At 71.1% G+C, this 16,485-nt stretch carries 17 protein-coding genes; 5 read left to right on the top strand and 12 right to left on the bottom strand.

What is annotated here, in order from left to right:
* The first annotated feature begins 349 nt into the window (after positions 1 to 349).
* A complete protein-coding gene (locus ABZ845_RS22210; protein WP_360982268.1) occupies positions 350 to 658 on the top strand; it encodes a hypothetical protein in 309 nt (102 codons plus the stop codon).
* A gap of 89 nt (positions 659 to 747) precedes the next feature.
* Here the strand turns inward: ABZ845_RS22210 and ABZ845_RS22205 are convergent, their stop codons facing one another.
* Both ABZ845_RS22205 and ABZ845_RS22200 read right to left on the bottom strand, forming a co-directional pair.
* Positions 748 to 1,590 carry an RDD family protein gene (locus tag ABZ845_RS22205; protein WP_360982266.1) on the bottom strand — a complete coding sequence of 281 codons (843 nt, stop codon included), beginning with the start codon at positions 1,588 to 1,590 and terminating at the stop codon, positions 748 to 750.
* A 54-nt stretch (positions 1,591 to 1,644) separates the two neighbouring features.
* The gene (locus ABZ845_RS22200) at positions 1,645 to 3,105 is read right to left on the bottom strand and encodes an RDD family protein (protein ID WP_360982264.1); all 1,461 of its coding nucleotides are present in this window, start codon (positions 3,103 to 3,105) and stop codon (positions 1,645 to 1,647) included.
* Positions 3,106 to 3,376: 271 nt separating this feature from the next.
* On the opposite strand from ABZ845_RS22200, the gene ABZ845_RS22195 reads away from it, so the two are divergent.
* Positions 3,377 to 3,820, top strand: coding sequence for an SsgA family sporulation/cell division regulator (locus tag ABZ845_RS22195; protein ID WP_360982262.1), 444 nt, complete (start codon positions 3,377 to 3,379; stop codon positions 3,818 to 3,820).
* Between the two features lie 19 nt (positions 3,821 to 3,839).
* Here the strand turns inward: ABZ845_RS22195 and ABZ845_RS22190 are convergent, their stop codons facing one another.
* From ABZ845_RS22190 to hppD, 7 genes are all read right to left on the bottom strand, one after another.
* On the bottom strand, positions 3,840 to 4,970 hold the full coding sequence (locus ABZ845_RS22190) for an acyltransferase (RefSeq protein WP_360982260.1): 1,131 nt from the start codon (positions 4,968 to 4,970) through the stop codon (positions 3,840 to 3,842).
* Between the two features lie 269 nt (positions 4,971 to 5,239).
* Positions 5,240 to 6,301, bottom strand: a complete 1,062-nt coding sequence (locus ABZ845_RS22185; RefSeq protein ID WP_360982258.1) for a CU044_5270 family protein — start codon at positions 6,299 to 6,301, stop codon at positions 5,240 to 5,242.
* Positions 6,298 to 6,930, bottom strand: a complete 633-nt coding sequence (locus ABZ845_RS22180) for an RNA polymerase sigma factor (RefSeq protein WP_360982256.1) — start codon at positions 6,928 to 6,930, stop codon at positions 6,298 to 6,300. The genes ABZ845_RS22185 and ABZ845_RS22180 overlap by 4 nt, the downstream gene beginning before the upstream one ends.
* A gap of 128 nt (positions 6,931 to 7,058) precedes the next feature.
* Complete coding sequence (locus ABZ845_RS22175; protein WP_360982404.1) at positions 7,059 to 7,376, bottom strand: barstar family protein; 318 nt, start codon at positions 7,374 to 7,376, stop codon at positions 7,059 to 7,061.
* A gap of 113 nt (positions 7,377 to 7,489) precedes the next feature.
* Positions 7,490 to 7,720 (bottom strand): hypothetical protein, encoded by a 231-nt coding sequence (locus tag ABZ845_RS22170; protein ID WP_360982254.1) that lies wholly within the window; start codon positions 7,718 to 7,720, stop codon positions 7,490 to 7,492.
* Between the two features lie 23 nt (positions 7,721 to 7,743).
* Complete coding sequence (locus tag ABZ845_RS22165) at positions 7,744 to 9,150, bottom strand: FAD-linked oxidase C-terminal domain-containing protein (RefSeq protein ID WP_360982252.1); 1,407 nt, start codon at positions 9,148 to 9,150, stop codon at positions 7,744 to 7,746.
* Positions 9,151 to 9,268: 118 nt separating this feature from the next.
* On the bottom strand, positions 9,269 to 10,414 hold the full coding sequence (gene hppD, locus ABZ845_RS22160; protein ID WP_360982250.1) for a 4-hydroxyphenylpyruvate dioxygenase: 1,146 nt from the start codon (positions 10,412 to 10,414) through the stop codon (positions 9,269 to 9,271).
* Positions 10,415 to 10,536: 122 nt separating this feature from the next.
* On the opposite strand from hppD, the gene ABZ845_RS22155 reads away from it, so the two are divergent.
* Genes ABZ845_RS22155 through ABZ845_RS22145 form a run of 3 tightly spaced genes read left to right on the top strand, consistent with a single transcriptional unit; the run spans position 10,537 to position 12,551 of the window.
* Complete coding sequence (locus ABZ845_RS22155; protein ID WP_360982402.1) at positions 10,537 to 11,016, top strand: Lrp/AsnC family transcriptional regulator; 480 nt, start codon at positions 10,537 to 10,539, stop codon at positions 11,014 to 11,016.
* Positions 11,017 to 11,049: 33 nt separating this feature from the next.
* Positions 11,050 to 11,730, top strand: a complete 681-nt coding sequence (locus ABZ845_RS22150; protein WP_360982247.1) for an ABC transporter permease subunit — start codon at positions 11,050 to 11,052, stop codon at positions 11,728 to 11,730.
* Positions 11,727 to 12,551 carry an ABC transporter permease gene (locus ABZ845_RS22145; RefSeq protein ID WP_360982245.1) on the top strand — a complete coding sequence of 275 codons (825 nt, stop codon included), beginning with the start codon at positions 11,727 to 11,729 and terminating at the stop codon, positions 12,549 to 12,551. The genes ABZ845_RS22150 and ABZ845_RS22145 overlap by 4 nt, the downstream gene beginning before the upstream one ends.
* A 138-nt stretch (positions 12,552 to 12,689) precedes the next feature.
* Here the strand turns inward: ABZ845_RS22145 and ABZ845_RS22140 are convergent, their stop codons facing one another.
* The 3 genes from ABZ845_RS22140 to ABZ845_RS22130 form a co-directional block, all read right to left on the bottom strand.
* Positions 12,690 to 13,481 carry a S16 family serine protease gene (locus ABZ845_RS22140; protein WP_360982243.1) on the bottom strand — a complete coding sequence of 264 codons (792 nt, stop codon included), beginning with the start codon at positions 13,479 to 13,481 and terminating at the stop codon, positions 12,690 to 12,692.
* Positions 13,482 to 13,557: 76 nt separating this feature from the next.
* Positions 13,558 to 14,199 (bottom strand): helix-turn-helix domain-containing protein, encoded by a 642-nt coding sequence (locus ABZ845_RS22135; protein ID WP_360982241.1) that lies wholly within the window; start codon positions 14,197 to 14,199, stop codon positions 13,558 to 13,560.
* A 400-nt stretch (positions 14,200 to 14,599) separates the two neighbouring features.
* On the bottom strand, positions 14,600 to 16,405 hold the full coding sequence (locus ABZ845_RS22130) for a DEAD/DEAH box helicase (protein WP_360982239.1): 1,806 nt from the start codon (positions 16,403 to 16,405) through the stop codon (positions 14,600 to 14,602).
* Positions 16,406 to 16,485 lie beyond the last annotated feature (80 nt).

The following is a 16,485-nucleotide window of genomic DNA, read 5'->3' as shown; positions in this document are numbered from 1 at the left end:
TTGAACATACCAAGTGCATTAACGGATTGAGGTGTTCGCCATGCGGAGCGCATGCTTGCGCATCAACCGGCGCGCACAACCCGGCCGGCAGGAGGACTGCATGACACCGTGCGCCCCCTGTGCATCGGCACCGTGGGTTAGGTCACGCTTACCAGCCGTTCCACTCGGGCATGCAGGCGAATAGAGTCGGCGGGCGGAGCGCCGGAAGGGTGGCCGATCGCCCTGCCGACACCGTTGTCACCGCGCGATCCCTGATGCGCCCCAAGTCCCCCGGGATCCACCGACGTTGTCCGCACCCTCCCCCATCGCGAGAGGCACCGGGGGGAGGCCGCCACCCCGAGGAATCGCCATGCCTCGTCCGAACGCCGCACAGCTCGCCTACGGTTCCTGCACCGTGATCTTCTCGACCCTCGCCATGCTGCTGCTGTCGCAGACGACTTCGGGGGTGGGGATCGCCGTGATCGCCCTCGCGGCGCTCGCGCTCGGACTGCTCGTCGCCATGACGGTGCCCTTGCCGAAGTCGGCGTCGGCGTCGGGCGGCACGGACCGGCCCGAGGACGGCCGGCACGTGGCGGCCGGGCGCGCGTCAGCGTCCGTGCGTTCCGCGGCGGGCGCCGAGCCGGTCGCCGAGTCCGTGCACGAACCGGCGAACTCCTGAACGGAGCGCACGCACGGGGCACTTCAGGGCACCTCCGGCAGCCCGGCCGCTCCTGTGTGCTCCGGCTCGCTGCTGCTCGCCGCTGCTCGCTACGGCCCGGTGCTGACCTCCACCGTCCTGCCCGCCTTGTCGTGCAGGCCCTGCTTGTAGGGCTTGTCGAAGAAGCTCCAGCCGCCGCAGATCGCGGTCCAGACGCAGGCACAGCAGAACGCGAACGGGAGCCACAGCACCGCCGCGCGCATCAACGACGCCTGGACGGAGGGGTTGGAGCCGTCCTGCAGATTGGCGACCCGCATGTTCAGCAGCATCTTGCCGACCGTCTGCCCCGACCGGGCGATCAGGACGGTGTCGTAGGCGGTGTAGAGCACGGCGGCGATGATGGACTGGCCCAGGGACTTGCCGGTGTCCACACGGTTGGCGCCGATGTCGTACTCGGTGGTGTGGAACGCCCACGACAGCAGCACGACGACGATTCCGACGATGATCATGTCGATGATCCGGGCGAGCACGCGCTTGCCGCTGTCCGCGAGCGGAGGCATGCCGGCGAGCGGGTCCGAGTCGCCGGACGGGCCATAGGGTCCTGAGCCGCCGTAGGGGCCCGCCCCCGGGTGGGGGCCGCCCGGACCGCCGTACGGAGGGGGCGTGCCGTAGGGGCCTCCGGCGCCGGGCGGGGGCGAGCCGTAAGGAGGCTGACCGCCGGGGGGAGGCGGAGGAGGGGGCTCGCCGTGGGGAGGCTGGCCGGAGGGCGGGGGCCGGCCGTAAGGGGGCTCACCGCCCGGAGGAGGCTCACCGCCGGGAGGAGGCTCACCGCCCGGAGGCGTACCCCAGTGCGGACCGGTACCGCCGCCTTGGGACGGCGGGGGCGGCGGCTTCCGGAACGGGTCGTCGTCCGGGGAGTCCCCTGAGCCGGGGGGCGGCGGTTCGGTGCTCATGGCCCGAGTCGACCGCGAACCCCCCGGCTCCGCATCCGTACAGGTCCGTCCGGGTCAGCCCGCCACGAAGGTGTGGGCCGCCTTGTCGTGCCAGCACTGGTGCCAGGGGCGGTCGAACAGGCACCACATGACGCCGACGACACCGACCGCGATCAGGCCGGGGACGCTGTAGACCAGCCAGCGGCGCAGCGCTGCGCCGAAGGCCGGAGGCTCATGGCCCTCGATGTCCCGCACCTCGATTCCGCACAGCTTCTTGCCGAGCGTGCGGCCCCATCTGGCGGTGGGCAGCACCTCGTAGATGACGCCGAAGCCGAGGAGGACGGCGAGCACGACGGCGAGATACACGGAGGTGGTGCCGTCGAGCAGCCAGACGGTGACGGTCTGCCCGGACAGCTTCGCCGCGTCGATCTTGTCGTTGATGTGGTCGATGGCCTTGGTGCCCAGCGGTACGGCGGCCACGCCCGTGACCGCCGCAAGCACCAGGGTGTCCAGCAGCCGGGCGGCCAGCCGCTTGCCGAGCCCCGCCGGACGGACCGCCGCCTGCGCCCGCGCGGCTGCCTGGAACGGGTCCTCCACCGGTGGCTTCCAGGGCGCGACGGGCCCCTCTTCCCCGGCTTCCGGGGTGGCCAGCCTGTGCACCTGCTGCGCCCAGGAGGGCTGACCGCCGCCCGCTCCCGTGGTCACGGGCGTGGCAGCCGGAGAGGGGGACTGCGGGGGAACCCCGGAGGCCCGCTGCTGACCGGGCGGTTCCGCCGTGGGCGCCGAGGGCTGCTGCGGCGGGGCGGTCCGCCGCGGTGCGGGGTCCGGAGCGTGCGGGTCGAGGCCCAGGGCCTGGCGGGCGGCGGCGGTCTTGGGGCTCGGGGCGGTGCGCTGCCCCTGACCGGGAGCGGTCGCCCCCGTGCCCCCGCCCTGCTCCCCCGTGCGCGGGGAGAGCGCACGGAAGGCGGCGGCGCCCTCGGCAGCGGCGGGGCCGTCGGTGCCGGAGGTGCCCTGGGCACCGGTGCCGGCGCCTTCGCCGTGGGAGGGCCGCCGGAAGACCACCGTGCCCTCCGGGGCCCCGGTGCCGGGCTCGGGGTCCGCGGGCGGGATGGTCGCGGTGCCGTCCGTGCGGGTCACGGCGCCGTCGGGGCGTTGGGTGAACGCGGCCCGGGGGTCGCCCCAGGAGACCCGGCGGTCCTGGTCGCCGCCGAAGCCCGACTGCCGGGAGCGGTCGGCGCCCCAGGCCGAGGCGGGTTCGGGGCGGTTGTCGTGCCGAGCCCCAGCCGGACTCGGCGCGGCGGACTCCTCGACGGGATCCTCGTCGAAGAAGTGCGGGCCGGTCTCCTCCACCGCGGGCGCGGCGGGTCGCGCGCCGGGTGGCGGGGACAGCGGCAGGCCGTCGCTGGGCGCTGGGCGGCTGGTGCCCGGTACCCAGGCGACACCGTTCCAGTACCGGACATATCCAGGAATGGACGGATCCGGGTAGTAGCCCTCGCGGGGCCTGTCTTCACCGGATGCCGGGGTTGGGGCGCTCATGTCCGTCGTCCCGTATCTGCTCGGGGAGTTGTGTGGACATCCACATCTATCAGAACCGGGGTGCCAGTACTGCCGCTCCGTCCCTACCCACCCCTTTCCGGGCGACACCGCGCATGTCCTTCACACACCGGGACACACCCGGAACACTCCCAGAAAAAAACTCTCGGAAACTCGCGTAATGCCTCCCCGCCCTCCCGCTCTCACCCGTATGGGCCAGCTCCCGGCGGACCAGCCCGCCGGGGGACCCCGTACCCGAGAGGAGCCGCACCTCATGCACACCGTGGTGGAATGCGAGCTGGAGCTCGAACTCATCGTGTCGCCCGAGTGCAGCGTCCCCGTCCAGGCCACGCTCACCTACCGCGCCGCCGACCCGTACGCCGTGCACATCACCTTCCGCATCGCCCCCGGCCACGCCGTGAGCTGGGCCTTCGCCAGGGATCTGCTGGTCGAGGGGGTGTTCCGGCCCTGCGGGCACGGGGATGTGCGGGTGTGGCCGACGAAGGTCGGGGGCCGCGCCGTCGTTCTGCTGGCGCTGAGTTCACCGGACGGCGACGCCCTGCTGGAGGCTCCGGCCGCCCCGGTGGCGGACTGGCTGGAGCGTACGTTGCGGCTGGTTCCCCCGGGGTCCGAGGCGGACCGGCTCGGCATGGACGAGGGCCTGGCCGGGCTGCTGGCGCGCCCCCAGGAGGGCGCGCCCGTCGCGGAGGACGAGTGAGCCGGGCGGGGTCGGTACGTCAGGCCTGTCGCGGCCCGCGTCGCGGACCGGCCGCGCGGCGCTGGGGACGGAGCAGGAGGCGCCTGCCGGGCTGTTCGACCCATTGGTAGAGGGCCCACGACAGGGTGAGGGAGATGAGAAAGGCGGCAGAGGTGGCAGCCAGACCGGCACCGAAGGAGAGGTGGGGTTGGGCGCCGAAGAGCTCTTCACCGGTGCGCATGACCAGGATGTGGATCATGTAGAAGGCGTAGGACCACTCTCCCAGGCGCACCAGCCACCGGCGGCGCCACAGGGAGGGGACGGCCTTCAGGTCGGCGCGGGCGGCGGCCGAGATCAGGCAGGTCAGGCCGATCACGGTGCATGCGGCGATGCCGTAGGGGGCGGGGAGCTGGACGACGAGGAAGTAGCCCACCAGGGTGAGGGCCAGGGAGGCTTCCAGGCCGGGTCCGCGCCAGGCACCGAGCTTGACCAGGCGGGCGGCGGCGGCGCCGAGGACGAACTCCGGCAGCCGGGTGAGTGGGAAGTGAGGCAGCCACCAGCCCAGGGGATAGTGCAGGTTGGCCCACGGCCAGGCGATCACCGTCACCGTGGCAGTCGCGGTCACCACCGTCAGGGCTCGGGGGCCGAGCCGGCGCAGAAGCGCGTAGAGGGCGGGGAAGACGGCGTAGAAGAAGGCTTCGCAGGTCAGCGACCAGCTGACCGGGTTCAATGTCTGCCACCACTCGGCTTTCCAGGCGCTGACCAGAGCGACGTTCGCTATGGCCTCCAGCGCGCTGTTCGGCCGCATCCCGGGCGACAGGGTGAAGGCCAGCAGCAGGGCCAGGGCGGCGGTGACCAGATGCACCGGGTAGACGCGGGCGACCCGACGTCGCCAGAACCTCCAGGCCCGGTCGTTCTCGCGTACCGACCAGCTGAGCACGAAGCCGGAGAGGATGAAGAAGAACGACACCCCGGCCGCGCCGGCGCTGAAGGCCCAGCGCATGATCTTGTCCCCCTGGCCGCCGAAATAGGCGGCCAGGCTCACGTGGTAGGCGAACACGACGAACGCGGCCGCCCATCGCATCGCGGTCAGCGACGGCAGTTGATCTCCCGGAGCGGGGAGCACCTGTGGTGCGCTGCCGTGGCGCGGCTGGTCGGTGAGCAGCGTCATGCGGACACCTGCCCGATACGGCTGGGGAAGGGGGCTTCGCGGCGTGCTGACGGGAGGGCGTGCATGAAGGAACTCCTGGCCTGCGTAATGGCGGTGCCTCATCTCTCAGGGACTGACGAGGCGACAAAGCCCGCCGAGAGATGACGAAAAGATCTGTGAACGGGTGAATAGCCGCTGACGGCGCCGGGGTCCGCGTCCGCTGTGCGCGCCGGTCCGGGCACGGCCGGGACGCGGGCCCGGCAGGTCGGCCGGGCCCGGACCCAGGCGGTTCAGGCGGCTGAGGCGGAAGGGGCCTGGCCGGGCTCGTCGACGATCGCTCGGTCCAGAATGGCGATGGTGACGGTGACCTGTCCGGCCTTGGTCCCGGCGGTGTTCTTGGTCATCACGCTGCGCTCGCCCAGCAGGGCCAGGGTCTTCTTGTCGAAGATCCATTCGGTGCGTTCACCGCCGGCCTGCAGGAAAGCCACCGCTATGCCGTGCCGGCCGGCGGCGTCGACCACGTCGTCGACGACGGTCACGCCGGGGATCTTCGCGGCGGCCCGGTAGAGGGCGGCGCTGACCTCCGGCGGGGCGATCTGCTCGCGCAGTGCGTCGCCGATGGTGATGAACGCCTCCTCGTCGGGGCTGGGGCCGGCGCCCTTGGTGTCCTTGTAGATCTTCTTCAGCAGCAGACCGGGGTCGGTGGGCAGGGATTCCAGGTAGCGGTAGGTCGGGGCGTTCAGATAGGGGTGGGGGTTGGTACCCAGGGAGGTACCACCGGGGGGACAGCCCTCCCCACGCAGCAGCCCGGGGCGGGAGCCGTCCACCGACATCCACACCTGTCGCGGGTGGGGCTTCTCCAGGGTGCGCCGGGCGCCGGCTGGGGCGTGCCCTTCGGGCACCACGAACGCCTCCAGGGACTTGATGTACACGTACTGGTCGTCGCGGACCGTGGAGAGGGGCTTGTCGGCCGCGACGGTGGCGATCCGGTCCAGCAACCGCACTGCCCCGCCCGTGATCGAAGTACCGACTTCGGTGGAGTCGGCCGGGAGGGCATGACGGCCGGCGGCGGCATCGTTCCTGGGAGCGGTGTGCTGTCGGCCGGGCAGCGCGCCGATGGCCAGCGCCGCCGCCATCGCACCGGCCACCACAGGAGCCAGCACGAAGGCCAGGCGCCGCCCGGAACGACGAGAGAAGGAGGAAGCCCCTGTGCCCTTCTGGATCTCGTCCAACAGATGGGCCTTGAGAAGGCGGTGGCGGCCCGGGAAGAGGTCGCGGTCGGCCGGGACCGGCAGCAGCCGGGCGATCTCCGCGCGCTCGGCCGGAGTGGGCCGGGAAGACTTGCGGCTCATCGGGTCTCCTCCTGGGTGGGCCGGACCGCGCAAGTGCGGCCGTCTTCTGCCTGTCCGCGGTCCGTGACCGAGTTCCCGTTGCCGGGCGGAACCGCCGCGCCGGTGAACTTCTGGAGCTTCTTGCGCGCGCGGGAAAGGCGTGAACGGACGGTGCCCACCGGGATGCCCAGCGCCTTGGCCGCGGTCGCGTAGTCCAGCCGGGACCATACGCACAGCGCGAGCACCTCCCGCTCCGAGCGGCGCAACCGGGACAGCGCCGTCTGGAGCACCGCGATCTGGGCCGCGTCGTCGATGCGGCCGACCAGGTCATCGGCGAAGTCCGGGAAGACCTCCTCGCGCGGCAAGCGGCCGACAGCGGCCTCATGCCGGCGGGCCGCACGGCGGGTGTTCCTCGCGGTGTTGGTCGCGATACCCAGCAGCCAGGGCCGCAGCGAACCGCCGTCCAGATCCAGCGACTCCCGCAGCCGCCATGCCTCCAGGAAGGTCAAGGACAGCACGTCCTCGGCTGCCGACCAATCGCCGGTCAGCCGGAAGGCATGGTTGTACACCGCCCGGGCGTAGTCGTCGAAGAGGGACCCGAACGCATCGGGATCTCCCGCCCGTATCCGGGCACGCACACTCATCTCCATACCCTCGGACTGTCCGGCCGGCCGGGACCGGTTCCCGGAACGTGACACACGCCACATGGCTCAGGGGCGTGCGTCCCGGACCGCCGCGGCGCGGACCGGACCACGGTGTCCTCTCCCGTCGAAGCCTCTCAGAACACCTTGCCCGGGCCCAGCAGAACCGCTTCGAAGGTGGTCTTTCCCTGGCCCGGAAGTTCGGGTCGACCCGCCCAGAACTCCGCGGTGTCGTCCAGGGCGCGAAAGAGGATCTCGCGTTCTTGGGGGCTCTCGGGGAGTACGGTATCGGCATCCTCGATGACGACGAGAAAGTGTTTGGCGCTGAGGCAGTGGAGATCGCACAGGCAGTCCCGGAGCGCGTCCCAGTTCCAGCCGAAGTAGTTCGGCAGACGCAGTGCCTCGTAGAACTGCGTGAACACCCCGTCCGTGTCGCGCATTTCCCTTCCCTGCATGCGGGCCGAGTAGATCAGTCCAGTGGGGGGCAGAGCTCGCGAAATGGGGATCATGGAGTCAGCCGAGGAGACGTGGACGCCCGCCCCTTCCGGCGCCCACCACATGGCATCGCTCATTTGCCGGTCTCCATGACGATGTAGGTCTGGTAGTGGGTCGGAGTGCAGTAGGCCGATCCGTCGGACCCGGTCACGATCCTCTCACCACCCCAATTCGGGTTGTCGACCGACTGCACCGTGCCCCATTCTGCGTATCGGATCGGCTTTCCCTGGCTATCGAATTCGGGAAGTTTGCAGGCGTTGCCTTTCCCACTGTTTTCGAACGGCTTCGGCGCGGACGGCCCCATGCGCTGGGCACCGGCGACGCCTCTCAGAACACCTTGCCCGGGTTGAGGATGCCGAGTGGGTCGAAGACCTGTTTGACGGCCCGCTGCATCTCGACGGCCACCGGCCCGAGTTCGCGCGCCAGCCACTCCTTCTTCAGGACGCCCACCCCGTGTTCGCCGGTGATCGTGCCGCCGAGTTCCAGGCCGAGGGCCATGATCTCGTCGAAGGACTCGCGGGCGCGCCGTGATTCGTCGGGGTCCTGGGCGTCGAAGCAGACGGTCGGGTGTGTGTTGCCGTCGCCCGCGTGGGCGCAGACCCCGATGGTGAGCCGGTACTTCTCGGCGATCCGCTCGATTCCCTCGAGCATCTCGCCGAGCCGGGAGCGGGGCACGCACACATCGTCGATCATCGTCGTGCCCTTGACGGCCTCCAGCGCGGTGAGCGACAGCCTCCGTGCCTTCAGCAGCAGTTCGGACTCGGCGGCGTCGTCGGCCGGTACGACCTGGGTGGCGCCCGCGGCCTCGCACAGCGCACCGACGGCCCCGAGGTCGGCGGCCGGGTCCGGGGTGTCGAAGGCGGCCAGGAGCAGGGCCTCGGTCGACTCCGGCAGGCCCATGTGCGCGAGGTCGTTGACGGCCTTGACCGTCGTACGGTCCATCAGTTCGAGCAGGGACGGCACATGGCCACCCGTCATGATGCGGCACACGGCGTCGCAGGCCTCGGCCGCGGACGCGAACTCGGCGGCGAGGACCAGTTGTTGCGGCGGCTTCGGCCTCAGGGCGAGGGTCGCGCGTACGACGATGCCGAGCGAGCCCTCGGAGCCGACGAAGAGCCGGGTGAGGTCGTAGCCCGCGACGCCCTTGGCCGTACGACGGCCGGTGGACATCAGGCGTCCGTCGGCCAGGACGACGTCCAGCCCGAGGATGTACTCGGCCGTGACGCCGTACTTCACACAGCACAGCCCGCCGGAGGCCGTGCCGATGTTGCCGCCGATGGTGCACATCTCCCAGCTGGAGGGGTCCGGCGGATAGCAGAGGCCGTGTTCCTCCACCGCGCGGGAGAGCGTGGCGTTGATGACGCCGGGTTCGACGACGGCGACGCGGTCGACCGGATTGATCTCCAGGATCCGGTCCATCTTCGTCAGGGAGAGCACGATGCAGCCGTCCGAGGCGTTCGCCGCGCCCGACAGGCCGGTGCGGGCGCCCTGCGGCACGACCGGGACGCGCAGCTCGCAGGCGGTGCGCATGACGTGCTGGACCTGCTCGACGGTGCGCGGCAGCACCACCGCGGCGGGGGTGCCGGCCGCGCAGAAGCTCGCCATGTCGTTCGCGTACGAGGCCGTGACGCCGGGGTCGCTCAGGACGGCCCCGGTCGGCAGCCCGGCCCTGAGGCGGTCGAGGAGGTTGCCGGTGTCTTCGTCGCGCGGGGCTTCGATACGGCTCATGATCACAGCGTGGCACCAGGGGGCGGCGGTGTGAACCCCGCGCGCCCGTCCCCCCGACCCCCGTGTCCCGCGGACCCCCCGTGGAGCTCGCGGGACACGGGGAGCCGTGCCGCCGGTCACCGGGTCACAGGTTGCCGCGCTTGGCCTGCTCCCGCTCGATGGCCTCGAACAGGGCCTTGAAGTTGCCCTTCCCGAAGCCCATGGAGCCGTGCCGCTCGATGATCTCGAAGAAGACCGTCGGACGGTCCTGGACCGGCTTGGTGAAGATCTGCAGCAGATAGCCGTCCTCGTCGCGGTCGGCGAGGATCTTCTGCTCGCGCAGGGTCTCGACGGGGACACGGGTGTCGCCGACCCACTCACCGAGGGTGTCGTAGTACGAGTCCGGGGTGTCGAGGAACTGCACACCGGCCGCCCGCATCGTCTGCACCGTGCGCACGATGTCGTTCGTGTTGAGCGCGATGTGCTGGACGCCGGGGCCGCCGTAGAACTCCAGGTACTCGTCGATCTGCGACTTCTTCTGGGCGATGGCGGGCTCGTTGATCGGGAACTTGACCTTGAGCGTGCCGTCGGCCACGACCTTGGACATCAGCGCGCTGTACTCGGTCGCGATGTCGTCGCCCACGAACTCCTTCATGTTCGTGAAGCCCATGACCTTGTTGTAGAACTCCACCCACTCGTTCATGCGGCCGAGTTCGACGTTGCCGACGCAGTGGTCGATCGCCTGGAAGGTGCGGTGCTCGGGCGGCGCCACGATCGGGGAGGCGGCGACGAACCCGGGCAGGTACGGCCCGTCGTAGTCGGTGCGCTCCACCAGGGTGTGGCGTGTCTCGCCGTAGGTGGCGATGGCGGCCATCACGACGATGCCGTTCTCGTCCTTGAGTTCGTACGGCTCGGCGACCGAGGTGGCGCCGTGCTCGATGGCGTACGCGTACGCGGCGCGCGCGTCCGGGACCTCGATGGAGAGGTCGACGACGCCGTCGCCGTGCTCGGCCACATGCCGGTCGAGGAAGCGGCCCCAGTCGGTGCCGGCCTTGATGACGGAGGTGAAGACGAATCGCGCCGAGCCGTTCTCCAGGACGTACGACGCGGTCTCGCGGCTGCCGTTCTCCGGTCCGGAGTACGCCACGAGCTGCATGCCGAAGGCGGTGGAGTAGTAGTGCGCGGCCTGCTTGGCGTTGCCCACGGCGAAGACGACCGCGTCCATTCCCTTGACCGGGAAGGGGTCTGCCTCACGCGCGGTGTTCGGGGTGTGGTGTGTGGTCTGGGTCATGGCCGCAGCCTCACCCCTACTCGCAAGGTGCGCAATAGTTCGTGTATCCGCTGGGCAATATGCTCAGAGACGCGCCGATACCGGCGGACGTTCTGTACATGATGACCATCCTGGAGTGCGGCATGGCGATCGATCATCTGGACGCCCGGCTCATTGTGCTGCTGGCGCGGGAGCCGCGCATCGGGGTGCTGGAGATGTCCCGCCGCCTCGGGGTGGCGCGCGGCACGGCGCAGGCGCGGCTCGACCGCCTTCAGTCCAATGGAGTGATCCGGGGATTCGGCCCCGAGGTGGACCCCGCCGCGCTCGGCTACCCGGTCACCGCCTTCGCGACCCTGGAGATCCGGCAGGGGCAAGGAGCGGACGTACGGGCTCACTTGGCGACCGTTCCGGAGGTCCTGGAACTGCACACCACCACGGGCAGCGGAGACATGCTCTGCCGGCTGGTGGCTCGCTCGAATGCCGATCTCCAACGTGTGATCGACCGGGTTGTCGGCTTTGATGGCATCGTCCGGGCCTCCACGGCGATCGTCATGGAGAACGCCGTACCGCTGCGGATCATCCCGCTGGTGGAGCAGGCGGCGCAGGACCGGGAGAGAGCATGACCGGGAGAACCTAGCCGACCGGGGTGAGCGCACGTGAGCTTCTGGGAGTACTTGGCCAGCTGCCACCATCAGCTGCTCATGGACGCCTTCCGGCACGCCGGCGTGGTCTTCCAGTGCACGGCCTGCGCGGCGGTGCTCGGCGTGCTGATCGCCGTCGTCGCCTGCCGCAGCGATCGGGCGGGCCGGCTCGCTGCGGCCACCACCGGCGGCTTTCGGACCGTCCCCGCCCTGGCGGTGATCGGTCTGCTGGTGCCGGTCGTGGGCCTGGGCGCGGCGCCGACGGTCGCCGCGCTGACACTGTGCGGGCTGCTGCCGGTCGTGCGGAGCTCCATCGTGGGCCTGCGCACGGTCGGCATGCCGCGTGCGGACATGGCGAACACGGCACGCGGTGGTCTGCCGCACCCGGTCCGGCTGGTCCGGGTGGAGCTGCCGGAGGCCTGGCCCTCGATCCTGACCGGGATGCGGACCTCCACCCGGCTGCTGATGGGCGTGGCCGCCATCGCCGCGTGCGCCTCGGGGCCCGGCCTCGGCAATGAGATCTTCCGCGGCCTCGGCGCCCCGGGCAGCAAGAACGCCCTCAACGAGGTGCTCGCCGGGACGCTCGGGATCGTCGTCCTCTCGCTGCTGTTCGACGCGGCATATCTGCTCCTCGGACGGCTGACGCTCTCCGGGAGGCCCTCGGTACCCGCACAACCGGAGGAGAGGCCGACGTGACCACATCCGAGGTGAGGGAGCAGGAGGAGACCGGGACACGGGCCGAACCGGCTCCCGCGCAGCCCCTGCTCACCTGGCAGAAGCTGACCGTCCTGCCGACGGCCCTGGTGGTCGTGCTGCTGACGACGCTGCTGGGGTTCCGGCAGGCGCACCTGGACCTGGGTTCCCAGGACGCGCTGTCACGGGGGCAGGTGTCGAGGGCCTTGTGGCAGCACGTCGAACTGACGGCGGCGGCCACGGTCCTGGTGCTGCTGATCGCGCTTCCGCTGGGCATCCTGCTCACCCGCCAGGCATGCCAGGAGGCGTGTCTCAGGGTCATGCCCGCGGCGACGGCGGTCGCCGCGATGAGCCGCAGGACCCCGGCGATCGGCCTGCTCGCGCTGCTGGTGCTGTGGTTCGGCACCGGCCGGACGGCGGCCCTGGCCGGGATCGTGGTCTGCGCGGTCCTGCCCGTCCTTTCGAAGACCGTCGCGGGGCTGAAGGAAAGCGATCCGAAGATCCTTCAGGCCGCGCGGGGCATCGGCATGTCGCCGCTGAGGGTGCTGACCCGGGTGGAACTGCCCCTGGCCGCCCCGACGATCCTCGCGGGGGTGCGCACGGCGCTGGTCCTGAACGTCGGCACAGCGACCCTGGCCGCCTTCGGCGGGGGCGGCGGGCTGGGTGTGCTGATCACGACCGGCATCGCCCATCACCGCATGCCGGTGCTCCTGCTCGGCTCGATCCTCACGGTGGCGCTGGCGCTCCTGGTCGACTGGATGGCCTCGGTGGCGGAACTCCTGGTACGCCCGTGGCTGGCGAAGGGGAACCCGAAGGCCTCGTAGGTCCCGGAGTCGATGCACGCGAAGCGCGCCCCTTCAGGGGCGCGGGGAACCGCGCGACCAGCCACCAGGGCGCCGCGGGCGACATCGCACCGGAGCGCACTTCACGGGGGCGCGGGGAACCGCGCGAATCCCCCGGGTTCAGCAGCTGGGTACCGAGCCCTTGCCGTTCTCCAGCGCCGTCAGCGCGTCGACCGCCCCGTTCAGCGTGGTCACCGGCACGAGCCTCAACCCCTGCGGCAGCTCCGCCTTCGCGTCGGAGCACTCCGCCTTCGGCACCAGGAAGACGGTCGCACCGTCGCGGCGCGCGGCCTGCGTCTTGAGGGCGACGCCGCCGACCGCCCCGACCCGCCCGGCATCGTCGATCGTGCCCGTACCCGCCACGGTGCGGCCCCCCGTGAGATCGCCGCCGTGCCCGTCGCCGTGCAGTTTGTCGATGATGCCGAGGGTGAACAGCAGGCCGGCACTGGGCCCGCCCACATCCGCGAGCTTCAGCGTGACCTTGACGTCCTTGCCGCCGAGGTCCAGATACTTCAGTGCCGCCCGCGTCGCCGCGTCCTGGGACTGCTTCATCTGCTCGGTGTTGTGCTGTTCGATCTGCTTGACGCTGTTGCCGCTCGGGTAGACCGAGTCGCGCGGCAGCACCGCGCGGTCCGTACGGAACCAGCCGTCGATCACATCACCGAGGGAGACACGTGCGTCGGGGCCCGTCGCCTCGATCGTCGTCATCCGCAGCTGACCGCTGGTCGTACGGGTGGGTGCCCCGCTGATCGTGATCACGGCGGCGCCCTGGTTCGCCCCCAGCACGTTGGCCGTGAGGCCGGGCTGCGCCACGGAGAACGGCAGCGGCGCGAACAGCGCCGTGGCGATCAGGGCCACGGCGGGCAGGGCGCAGACGGCGACGGCCTTGCGGCGCGAGAGACGAGAGAACACGGGATCAATCTAACGTGACGGTGCCTCTTGGCCAGGTCCCGGACCGGGACCGGTGCCCGGGGCGGTCCCCGGGACGTCAGCGCAGCGCCTCGGCCACCTCGCGTGCGGCGTCCACCACCCGGGGTCCCACCCTCTCGGGCACCGCGTCCGACAGCATGACGACACCCACACTGCCCTCGATGCCGATCACACCGACCAGCGGCGCGGCGGCACCGCTCGCCCCGGTCTCCAGCTCTCCGTAGGTCAACGTGTAGCCGGGCCCGACGGCCGGTCGCCGGCGGGCCTCGAGTATCGCCCGGCCGGCGGCCCCCTTGTCGAGCGAATGCCGGAACCCCGCCCGGTACGCCACGTGGTAGTCCGTCCACGTCGGCTCGACCACGGCGACGGCCAGCGCCTCCGCGCCGTCGACCAGCGTGAGGTGCGCGGTGGCCCCTATGTCCTCGGCGAGCGAGCGCAGCGCGGGCAGCGCGGCCTCCCGTACCAGCGGGTGCACCTGGCGGCTGAGGCGCAGCACACCGAGGCCCACACGGGCGCGGCCCCCCAGATCGCGGCGCACGAGGGAGTGCTGCTCCAGGGTGGCCAGCAACCGGTACACCACGGTCCGGTTGACGCCGAGCTTGGTGGACAGCTCCGTGACGGTCAGCCCGTGGTCCGTGTCGGCGAGCAGCTTGAGGACTCTGAGGCCCCGGTCGAGCGTCTGAGAGGTCTCAGCGGTCACGACGCCCCCTCCTGGGTGATGAGGTCGGCGGTCCCCCGCAGCGGTCGACGTCACCGAGTCCCGTCGGCGACGCGCTTCAGAGGCCGCCGATCGGCCGACGGCCCGGGGGCTCCCGGACTCGGTCGTTTCACGGCTGCGCTCCGCGGCGGCGCTGCCACGGGGCGTATGCGTAGCGTGACAGTAGCGAGCCGGTTCGCTCAGCGGAAGCCTCTGTCCAGAATCCGGTCGTGGAGTTGGGAATACTGCTTGGGTTTGCGCAGTTTGCGCTGCGCTTCCCTCGGCGTCGGCTGTGCGTAAGCCGAGGGTTCGCTGTGGCCGGCCGCGCCCGCGCGGGTGAGCCGCACACCGTCTGTGGCCCCGCGCCCCCGAAGAGCGCGCTTCGCGCGCATCCCGGGCGTGCTCAGCGCATGCGTGTCGCCCACTCCTGGACCTTCGCGATGCGCTGACGGAGCTGGCCCCCCGTGCACTCGGCGCTCGGGGGGCCGCCGCACACACGGCGCAGTTCGTTGTGGATCACTCCGTGCGGTTTGCCGCTCTGATGGGCGTACGCGCCGACCATCGTGTTGAGCCGCTTGCGCAGCTCCAGCAGTTCCTTGTGGGTGACCACGGGTCGCCGTTCGGCGGGAAGCTCGAGGAGGTCGGCCTCGGTGTCCGGCTTCTTGCGGCTGTGCGCGATCTGCCGGGCCTGGCGCTTCTGGAGCAGCAGCTGGACCTGGTCGGGTTCAAGGAGGCCCGGAATGCCCAGGTAGTCCTGTTCCTCCTCGCTGCCGGGGTGGGCCTGCATGCCGAACTCGGCACCGTTGTACATGACCCGGTCGAAGACGGCGTCGGACTCGAGCGCCTCGAAGGGCAGCATGTCCTGTTCGCCGGTGTCCTCGTCCTGCTCCCGGTTGGCCTCCTCCATCTCCTTCTCGGACTCGGCGTACGGGTCCTCTTCCTCGCCCTGCTTCTTCGGCTTGTCGAGGACGTGGTCGCGCTCGACCTCCATCTCGTTGGCGAAGGTGAGGAGGTCGGGGACCGTGGGGAGGAAGACGGAGGCGGTCTCGCCGCGGCGCCGGGACCGTACGAAACGGCCGACCGCCTGGGCGAAGAACAGCGGGGTGGAGATGGTGGTGGCGTACACCCCGACGGCCAGGCGCGGCACGTCGACGCCCTCGGACACCATGCGCACCGCGACCATCCAGCGGTCCTGGCCGTGGCTGAACTCGTCGATGCGGTCGGAGGCCCCGGTGTCGTCGGACAGCACGAGCGTCGCCCGGTGCCCGGTGATCTCGCGGATGAGCTTGGCGTAGGCGCGGGCCGCCTCCTGGTCGGAGGCGATGACGAGGGCGCCGGCGTCCGGGATGGCCTTGCGGACCTCGGTCAGCCGCTGGTCGGCGGCGCGCAGCACGCTGGGCATCCATTCGCCGCGCGCGTCGAGTGCCGTGCGCCAGGCCTGGCTGACGGCGTCCTTGGTCATGGGCTCGCCGAGCCGGGCGGCGATCTCGTCGCCCGCCTTGGTGCGCCAGCGCATGTTGCCGCTGTAGGAGAGGAATATGACCGGCCGCACGACCCCGTCCGCGAGAGCGGACCCGTATCCGTACGTGTAGTCGGCGGCCGAACGGCGGATGCCGTCCTGGCCTTCCTCGTACGTCACGAAGGGGATCGGGTTGGTGTCCGACCGGAACGGCGTGCCGGTGAGGGTGAGCCGGCGGGTGGCGGGCTCGAAGGCCTCCAGGCAGGCCTCGCCCCAGGACTTCGAGTCACCGGCGTGGTGGATCTCGTCGAGGATGACGAGGGTCTTGCGCTGCTCGACGCGGTTGCGGTGCAGCATGGGACGCACGCCGACGCCCGCGTAGGTGACGGCGACGCCGTGGTACTCCCGGCCGAGCGGTCCGGCGCTGTACTCGGGGTCGAGCTTGATCCCGATCCGCGCCGCGGCCTCCGCCCACTGCTTCTTGAGGTGTTCGGTGGGAGCGACCACGGTCACCTGCTGCACGACGTGGTGGTGCAGCAGCCAGGACGCGAGCGTCAGCGCGAAGGTCGTCTTGCCGGCGCCGGGCGTGGCGACGGCAAGGAAGTCGCGCGGCTGCTCCTGGACATACTTCTCCATCGCGCCCTGCTGCCAGGCACGCAGCTTGCCGGCCGTGCCCCAGGGGGCGCGGCCGGGGAACGCCGGGGAGAGGTGGTGTGAGGAACTGGAGCTGGCAGCGGTGGTGGTAGTCACGGTCTCCGTGGGTGGGGTCGGGCGGCTCGGCTACGTATGACAACCGGGCCACCCTACCGGTGTGCCCGGCCCTCGTCCGG

The sequence above is a fragment of the Streptomyces sp. NPDC047022 genome (genome assembly GCF_040644155.1).
In the GTDB taxonomy this organism is placed as follows: Bacteria; Actinomycetota; Actinomycetes; order Streptomycetales; family Streptomycetaceae; genus Streptomyces.
Note: the sequence above shows the minus strand (reverse complement) of the source record. Positions and strands in the feature narration are given on the sequence as shown.